The organism is Streptomyces sp. NPDC012935, from assembly GCF_042900345.1.
Lineage (GTDB): Bacteria > Actinomycetota > Actinomycetes > Streptomycetales > Streptomycetaceae > Streptomyces.
Genome location: NZ_JBIBBC010000039.1, coordinates 1 through 8,571 on the forward strand (window position 1 = coordinate 1; position 8,571 = coordinate 8,571).

Annotated in this window: 8 protein-coding genes; 2 read left to right on the forward strand and 6 right to left on the reverse strand. The window is 36.1% G+C overall.

The window, feature by feature from the left end; all coding sequences use genetic code 11:
* Positions 1-232: 232 nt before the first annotated feature.
* Positions 233-1,132, reverse strand: coding sequence for a DMT family transporter (locus ACFY5C_RS41055; RefSeq protein ID WP_279495844.1), 900 nt, complete (start codon positions 1,130-1,132; stop codon positions 233-235).
* Between the two features lie 132 nt (positions 1,133-1,264).
* Here ACFY5C_RS41055 and ACFY5C_RS41060 point away from each other — a divergent pair, with 132 nt between their 5' ends.
* Together ACFY5C_RS41060 and ACFY5C_RS41065 are read left to right on the forward strand one after the other, a co-directional pair.
* The gene (locus ACFY5C_RS41060) at positions 1,265-1,987 is read left to right on the forward strand and encodes an MgtC/SapB family protein (RefSeq protein ID WP_004233792.1); all 723 of its coding nucleotides are present in this window, start codon (positions 1,265-1,267) and stop codon (positions 1,985-1,987) included.
* A gap of 14 nt (positions 1,988-2,001) precedes the next feature.
* Positions 2,002-2,985, forward strand: a complete 984-nt coding sequence (locus ACFY5C_RS41065; protein WP_048395811.1) for a cation diffusion facilitator family transporter — start codon at positions 2,002-2,004, stop codon at positions 2,983-2,985.
* A 53-nt stretch (positions 2,986-3,038) separates the two neighbouring features.
* Here ACFY5C_RS41065 and ACFY5C_RS41070 read toward each other — a convergent pair whose 3' ends face one another.
* The 5 genes from ACFY5C_RS41070 to ACFY5C_RS41090 form a co-directional block, all read right to left on the reverse strand.
* Complete coding sequence (locus tag ACFY5C_RS41070) at positions 3,039-3,737, reverse strand: hypothetical protein (RefSeq protein WP_048395809.1); 699 nt, start codon at positions 3,735-3,737, stop codon at positions 3,039-3,041.
* A 360-nt stretch (positions 3,738-4,097) separates the two neighbouring features.
* Positions 4,098-5,261, reverse strand: coding sequence for an iron-containing alcohol dehydrogenase (locus tag ACFY5C_RS41075; RefSeq protein ID WP_131522565.1), 1,164 nt, complete (start codon positions 5,259-5,261; stop codon positions 4,098-4,100).
* A 367-nt stretch (positions 5,262-5,628) separates the two neighbouring features.
* The gene (locus tag ACFY5C_RS41080; protein ID WP_004233781.1) at positions 5,629-6,873 is read right to left on the reverse strand and encodes a Glu/Leu/Phe/Val dehydrogenase; all 1,245 of its coding nucleotides are present in this window, start codon (positions 6,871-6,873) and stop codon (positions 5,629-5,631) included.
* A gap of 83 nt (positions 6,874-6,956) precedes the next feature.
* A complete protein-coding gene (locus ACFY5C_RS41085; RefSeq protein ID WP_004233780.1) occupies positions 6,957-8,150 on the reverse strand; it encodes an ornithine--oxo-acid transaminase in 1,194 nt (397 codons plus the stop codon).
* Between the two features lie 250 nt (positions 8,151-8,400).
* The coding region (locus ACFY5C_RS41090; protein WP_387256090.1) for an aldehyde dehydrogenase family protein at positions 8,401-8,571 on the reverse strand (171 nt) is incomplete at its 5' end.

The following is an 8,571-nucleotide window of genomic DNA, read 5'->3' on the forward strand; positions in this document are numbered from 1 at the left end:
TGTTTGATGTCCAAAATTGTGTTTCGTTCACTAGCAAAACTAGCTACTTAAAACTTTATTGATTACGTTTTGCTTGTTCAGTTTTCAAGGTTCATTTTATTTAAGTCGTTTTCAGCGACTTTATTATCTTATCTCATTCCCAACTAAAAGTCAACAACTTTTCAAAACTTTATTTCCAAGCGTTCCTTCTTGTTAAGGACAAGTAATAATATATAATATAGCATTTTAAAAATCAAGCATTTTTCTTAAAAAAATTAAAAATCTTTTTAATATCTATTACAAACAATAGAATTCCTGCTAATACAATCAAACCACCGATGATTTGTGTCATGATTAAATACTCTTTAAATATCACCAAAGCTAAAAGAGCAGCTCCTACAGGCTCAAATAATATAGCAATTGAAACAACATTCGTACTGACGTATTTAATTGACCAATTAAACAAAGTATGACCAAGTAAATTTGGTATTAACGCTAATAAGATAAACCATAACCAATCCATAGAAGAATATGGACCAAAAGATTCCCCTTTAACCATTACATATATAAATAAAGTGATGGTACTTACAACATATACAACCATTGTATAGGTTACAAGTGATAATCTCTTACGTACATCCTGTCCTAATAGAAAATAAGCTGTCGCTAGTGCACAAGCAACGAGCGCCAGTACATCTCCATATAAGGCTGTTCCACTTACTTTAAAATCGCCCCAACTAATTAAAATACTTCCTATTATTGCAATTGATCCTGCTACGATTGTTTTCACCGTAATTTTCTCTTTAAAGAAAAAGTAAGTGCCCACAAACGCAAACAAAGGTTGTAGTGTTACTAAAACTGTTGAACTTGCTACTGAAGTATAGTTGAGTGATTCAAACCATAATATAAAATGAAAAGCTAAAAAAATCCCTGCAACTGAAGAAAATAGCCAATCACGTCTTTTTAAAGTCGTTAACTCCTTTGTATATCCCCTTAAAAACCATGGCGCCATGATTAAAACGGAAAATAGCATGCGATAAAATGCTATAATCCCCGCTTCCGCCGATGCTAATTTCACAAAAATAGCTGACATCGATACTGAAATTACACCAATCACAATCGGGATGTATGGATGGATTTTTGGCTGCTCCAAAAAACCCCACCTTCCTAAAAAAATACTTATATGTCCTTACTTCATGTTGTACAATACAAAAAAGTGATGCACATATAATAATGACAGTTTGCATATCTCTTAGCAATACGAAATATCAATGGAGGGTTGTGTATGGAAACATTATTCGAAAATATGATTACATATGAAGTTGGCATAAAATTAGTTATTGCAGCCACATTAAGTTTAGTAATCGGTATCGAAAGGGAATTAAAGAAAAAACCAGTTGGATTAAAAACAAGTTTAGTTATTGCTACTTTCAGCTGCTTATTAACGATTATCTCCATTGAAACTGCCTACTCAACCCCCGCTAGAGAAGATATTAATATTACGATGGACCCTCTTCGTTTAGCCGCACAAATTGTTAGTGGAATTGGCTTTCTTGGTGCAGGAGTCATTCTAAGACGCGGGAATGACAGCATTACGGGTTTAACAACCGCTGCTATGATTTGGGGAGCCGCTGGTATTGGTATTGCGGTTGGTGCAGGTTTTTACATGGATGCAACACTAGCTGTTGTGATCATTGTTTTTGGAATTGAAGTACTATCACCTTTTCTTATGAAAATCGGACCAAAGCGAATTCGTATGCGGGAAATTTTATTAAAAGTCCAAATTGATGATGACAACCATACAGAATCATTTCTATTATTTTTAAAGGACAACAACATTATCATTGAAAATATACGCATTAAAGATGTGCACTTAAAAAACGATAGTGTTTTACATGAGTTAGATTTACGTCTTTCCTTAATCGTCTCGGATAATTTGTTGTCATTTTATCGTTCATTACGAGCACTATCTTATATAGAAAAAATCGAAATGGAAATTTTAAACTAGTTGGAGGATTTTTTATGGCAGAACTATTAAAACTACTAAAAGACGGTAACAAACCCTCTCTAATGGCTGCATGTGTAAATGCATTTTTAGGAATTATTAAAGGAATCGCCTTTTTCTTTACAGGTAACGTTGCGATGTTTGCAGAAATGATGCACTCTCTAGGCGATGCAGCAAACCAATTATTTGTGTATATAGGGTCAGCACTCTCTAAAAAGGCACCTACAAAACAATTTCCCGGTGGCTTTGGTCGTATTGTCAATTTAGTATGCCTTTTCGCCGTAATAATTGTAGCTATCCTTTCTTATGAAACAATAAAAGAAGGTTGGCATCATTTTATTCATCCCACAGGAGAGTCTAGCGGGATATTGATTGCCCTAGGAGTATTATTCATCGGGATTGTTTTAGAAGGGACAGTGCTAGCTAAAGCGGCTGCAGAAGTGCTACATGAATCAGGTCAAGAAAAAGCAGGTATCGCATCTATTCCGAAAGCATTCACATACTTGAATAGAGCAAAACCGGCAACAAAATTAGTTTTTATGGAAGATTTAGTTGCTACTGGAGGCAACTTCTTAGCCTTTGCTGCTATTTTAATTGCTTATTTTACAGGTTGGGGTCGAATAGAAGGACTAGTTTCGATGATAATTGGGGTCATGATGTTTTATGTTGTAGGTAAGGTATTCCTTGATAACGCACGTGGTGTCATTGGTGAAACTGATGAAGAGATGTTAAACCATATCGCTCACCTCGTAATGGATGATCCAAATATCAAAGATATTGTGCGTCTTGAAGTGATTAAAGAAGGTGAGTTTTTACATGTAGAATTAGTGGCTGAAGCTGATCCGCTTTTATCGTTAGCCTTTTTAGATGATGTTCGGGATCATTTAACAGAGGTAATCCTAAGCCAAAAAGGAGTATCTAAAGTAGCTATATTATTCGACGAAGATGATGGGAAAACAAGCTGGATACACGTTGGTGAAAAACCAAACAACTCCATTTAATACTTTATAAAAACAAATAGCCAATTGCCGTATTTCAGGCAGTTGGCTATTTGTTAGACTAATTTTAAATTAGGAATATCCTCATAACCTACATAAACATGGTTTGTAATCATAAAAGTAAGTAATTTATTACAAGCAATCATTTGTCTTTTACCATTCTGCTGAATAACGATTTTTGAAAATAGTAAGGAGGCTTGACGATTAGCTAATGCATATTCTTCTGCATTGAGAATATTTCTGCCATCCACATGACAACCCAACACGAAATTTCCTAAAAAAGAATCCTTTAATACATTCGGATGCATGGATTGGTAATGTACTTCAGCAATTGAATCTTCTATATTCATAAATTGATGGGCTACCAAATAATGTTTTAAAGCACCTTTTAAATCAATTGCAATAGCTGTATCTGCTAAAATTGTTCGATAATAAACGGGAACAATCTCAGCACCCCCCAAATACGGCTTAACTTCTACAACAATTTCTCCAGAAGGACGAACAAATAATTGTACAATTGCTTTATTTACACCATCCGAAAAAATAACATTCGTTCGCCCAAAACGCACGCTTTTAAAAAATATACTTTGATCTACAATGTATCCAGTGATAATTTTATCATTTTCAATTTGCAATGATTTCGCTTCAATCCCCAATACCTCTACACAATTTTGCATTTTATAAACATGTTGCTGAAATGGCATTTCTATACAACTTAATGTAACAATACGATCCTGTAGCAATTGTTTCAACATTTGATCCCTCTCCTCTTTGTTTAATATTGTAATTATTTTAGTAAAGGTGGCTGAACAACTTCTGAACATTGACACACGAATTGACTGATTACGACAAAAAACTATCCTTTTCTGTCATTCCATAAATCACCTTATAGTAAAACAATCTACAATATAGGTTGAATGACTCAGCTAAAAACATGACTTTCCTCACTTAAAATAAAGAAAAATACATTTATATTCCTTCTATTATGTATCTATTTTATTATATTGCAGGACTAAAGAAACTTCTACGACAAAATTCTACATTAATCGTTAATTTTTCTTAACCTTGCAATAAAAAAAGTATGAGGCTATAAGCATAGCCTCATACTTAAAGTATTAAAGAGAATTTCGTAAAATGGTTCTTACATCTTCCTCTTGCAATCGATTAAAGTTGCCAAAAGGGCCATTTTGCATAGCATGATCTACAATTTGCTGGAATTTCGAATCATCAATATCGTAATCTGCCAAACGACTAGGTGCCCCTAATGATGTCCAAAATGCAGATAAACGATCAATCCCCTCATAAGCAACCTCTTCTACTGTTTTGCCTGTTGCCTCGACTCCAAACACACGTGTTGCTATACCTGCAAAACGCTCAGGATTTACTGGTACATTTAAACGCATCCAATGCGGTTGAAGAATGGCTAAACCACCTGCATGTGGAATGTCATATACAGCAGATACTGCATGTTCAATATTATGAGATGCCCAATCCCCTCGTGAACCAATTGATAGGAACCCATTTAAACCAATTGTCCCTGCTAATAGAATGGTTTCGCGTAACTTCGTATTTTCTAGGTCCTCTAATAATTTTGGAGCTGTCGTAATAACCGTTCGCAATACCCCTTCACACATTTCATCTGTGATAGGAGTATTCGTTGTATTGTGGAAATATTGCTCAAATACATGCGACATCATATCCACTATTCCATACACAGTGTGATTTTTAGGTACAGTCACTGTATATGCAGGGTTTAGTATCGAAAATTTCGGGAAGGCTGCTGGACTACCCCAACTTAGTTTTTCTTCTGTAGCAGCATTCGTTATCACAGATCCAGCATTCATTTCTGAGCCTGTAGCAGCAAGTGTTAATACCGTACCTAGTGGTATAGCTTGTTCTACAAACACTTTACGTTTCACGATATCCCAAGCATCGCCATCATACTTAGCGCCAGCAACAATTAATTTAGAACAATCGATTACTGAACCACCACCCACAGCAAGAACTAAGTCAATTCCTTCAGTTTTGCATATCTCAATACCTCGTCTAGCTGTTTCTACTCGTGGATTTGGCTCTACACCACCTAATTCAAATACGGTTTTATCCGCCTGTTGTAATTTTTCTATAACAGCATCGTATACACCATTCGATTTAATACTTCCGCCACCATATACAACTAATACCTTGTTTCCAAATTGCTCTAATTCTTTCGGCAATTTTTCAAGTGCATCCTCACCAAAATGTAGTTTCACTGGGTTAAAAAAAGTAAATGAATCCATCTAATTCGCCCCTTTCTAGTTGGATTTTCTCATAATTACGCTAGAGAAAGCAAAGATTAAACGCTGTCAACACTTTGCTATTTCGAAAGCGTTTTTTCAAACTGTTCAGATTTTGTTCAGACAATAGTTGTATAGTACTACTCATTACATAAAATAAAAGGAATTTTTGCACATGCTTATTATTGTAATTGTTGTCGTAACCATAATTTTGAGCTTTTTTCTGCTAAGATTTTTTAAAATCAAAAAAATAAGGAACGAAAAAAAGATGCTATTAGAGCAGCGCCTAGACCACCTTCTTCAATCAAATAAAAACGAAAAAAATGAGTCATCCCAATAATATAGGAATGACTCATTATCTTCTTTTTACTTAAACCCAACCACGGAAGCGAGAAGCTTCTGCAGTACGGCGAACACCTACCATGTAAGCTGCTAAGCGCATGTTGATGTTACGTGTTGTTGCTGTTGTATATACATTATCAAATGCTTCGACCATTTTTTTGTATAGACGTTCTTCCACTTCTTCTTCTGTCCAATAATAACCTTGGTTATTTTGCACCCATTCAAAGTAAGAAACTGTAACTCCACCTGCAGAGGCTAATACGTCTGGTACAAGTAAAATGCCACGCTCTGTTAAGATTTTAGTTGCTTCAGCTGTTGTTGGACCATTTGCTGCTTCTACTACGATATTTGCTTTCACATTATGTGCATTGTCAGCAGTAATTTGATTTTCAATAGCAGCTGGTACTAAAATATCACAATCAAGCTCTAACAATTCTTTGTTTGAAATTGTGTTTTCAAATAAAGTAGTTACTGTTCCGAAGCTATCGCGACGATCTAATAAATAGTCGATATCTAAACCTTCAGGATCATGAAGTGCACCATAAGCATCTGAAATACCGATTACTTTCGCACCTAAATCATGCATGAATTTTGCAAGGAAGCTTCCTGCGTTACCAAATCCTTGAATAACAACACGAGCACCTTTAATATCAATACCACGTTTTTTTGCTGCTTCTTCGATTACGATTGTAACACCTTGTGCAGTCGCACGGTCACGACCTTGAGACCCACCAAGTACTAGTGGCTTACCAGTGATGAAGCCAGGAGAGTTGAACTCATCCATTCGGCTATATTCATCCATCATCCATGCCATAATTTGTGCATTTGTAAATACGTCTGGCGCAGGAATATCTTTTGTTGGTCCTACGATTTGACTTACCGCACGAACATAGCCACGGCTTAAACGTTCGATTTCGCCCATTGACATTTGACGAGGATCACAAATGACACCGCCTTTACCACCGCCGTACGGTAGATCGACAATACCACATTTCAATGTCATCCACATTGAAAGCGCTTTAACTTCCTCCTCAGACACTTGTGGGTGGAAACGAACCCCACCTTTAGTTGGTCCTACAGCATCATTATGTTGTGCACGGTAACCAGTAAATACTTTTGTTGTACCATCATCCATTTTCACTGGGATACGTACTTGTAGCATGCGAAGCGGTTCTTTTAGTAATTCATACATTGCTTCATCATAGCCAAGTTTATTTAGAGCATCTTGAATGACATCTTGTGTTGATGTGAAAAGATTTAAGTTTTCAGACATTATTAAATCGCCTCTTTGTTTTTTTTAATGATAGTTATCGGCATCATTGTAACATACTTCCGAATTAAAATGTGAACATTTTGTTAAAGTTTAAATACTTTTTCAATTTGTTCAATTGACCAATCTAAATCCTCTTGAGAAATAACCAGTGGTGGGGCAAAACGAATTACTGTATCATGTGTTTCTTTACATAATAGACCTAATTCTTTAAGTTTTTCACAGTATGGACGAGCTGCTTCTGTTAGCTCCATACCGATAAATAAACCACGACCACGTACTTCCTTAATAACTGGGTTGTTAATTTCTTTTAATTTACCTTTGAAGTATTCGCCAAGTTCGTGTGAACGCTCTGCTAATTTTTCATCTAATAATACTTTAATTGATGCAATTGAAACTGCACAAGCTAAAGGATTACCGCCAAAAGTTGAACCATGTGAACCCGGGTTGAATACACCTAAAATACTACGGTTTGCAGCCACACAAGAAATTGGGAATACGCCGCCACCTAGAGCTTTACCCAAGATATACATATCTGGTTCTACTTCTTCCCAATCACAAGCAAACATTTTACCTGTACGTGCTAAACCAGCTTGAATTTCGTCAGCAATGAAAAGTACATTGTTTTCACGGCAAAGTTCACGAGCTGCTTTTAAGAAGCCTTCTGTTGGAATGACGATACCCGCTTCACCTTGAATTGGCTCAATTAAAAATGCAGCAGTGTTTGGTGTAATAGCCGCTTTTAAAGCTTCAAGATTACCATAATCTACTAATTTAACATTTGGTAGCATTGGACCAAAACCACGACGGTATTCTTCATCAGAAGATAAAGATACAGCTAGCATTGTACGACCATGGAAGTTACCATTACATGCAATAACTTCAGCTTTACCCTCTTCTACGCCTTTTACATCATATGCCCAACGACGAGCTGCTTTAAACGCAGTTTCTACTGCTTCAGCACCAGTATTCATTGGTAATACCATTTCTTTATTTGTTAATTTCCCTACTAGCTCATACCATTCACCAAGGTTTTCACTGTAAAAAGCACGTGAAGTTAACGTTACTTTATCAGCTTGCTCTTTTAAAGCAGCGATAATTTTTGGGTGACGGTGTCCTTGGTTTACTGCTGAATAAGCAGATAACATATCTAAATATTTGTTACCTTCTGGATCTTTAACCCAAGCACCCTCAGCCTCTGAAATAACGATTGGCAGTGGATGATAGTTTGCTGCACCAAAATTTTGTGTTTGTTCAATAACTTGTTGAGTTTTTGTCATATCCTATTCTCTCCTTACTAATCATGTTGAAAAACTTTATAAAAGAAAGGGACTATGTATCACTATAAGTAGAATGATTAAGAATATAGCAACAATTCAAACGGTAAATTTGCTAACTTCTCCAAGGTAAACTACGTCATGAAAGTCTACGGTTTTAGCCAGGGTAGCGTTACCTGGAGAAGTGTCACAAATTCATTCAAAATGCCTCAATTTCTACCTACTTTGAACAGCCCTCACGTCAATGTGAAAATTAAAGCATTTCTGAAGTTGTTTTTGCTTGCATATGCAGTTGTAGGTAGTCTGGGCCACCTGCTTTTGAATCTGTACCTGACATGTTGAAGCCACCAAATGGTTGGTAACCTACGATAGCACCTGTACAGCCACGGTTGAAGTAAAGGTTTCCTACATGGAATTCTTCACG

Bases quoted from the DNA above. Each gene is read 5' to 3' on its own strand.
- ACFY5C_RS41060 (WP_004233792.1), top strand. From the start codon at position 1,265: ATGGAAACATTATTCGAAAATATGATTACATATGAAGTTGGCATAAAA.
- ACFY5C_RS41065 (WP_048395811.1), top strand. From the start codon at position 2,002: ATGGCAGAACTATTAAAACTACTAAAAGACGGTAACAAACCCTCTCTA.
- ACFY5C_RS41070 (WP_048395809.1), bottom strand. From the start codon at position 3,737: ATGTTGAAACAATTGCTACAGGATCGTATTGTTACATTAAGTTGTATA.
- ACFY5C_RS41075 (WP_131522565.1), bottom strand. From the start codon at position 5,261: ATGGATTCATTTACTTTTTTTAACCCAGTGAAACTACATTTTGGTGAG.
- ACFY5C_RS41080 (WP_004233781.1), bottom strand. From the start codon at position 6,873: ATGTCTGAAAACTTAAATCTTTTCACATCAACACAAGATGTCATTCAA.
- ACFY5C_RS41085 (WP_004233780.1), bottom strand. From the start codon at position 8,150: ATGACAAAAACTCAACAAGTTATTGAACAAACACAAAATTTTGGTGCA.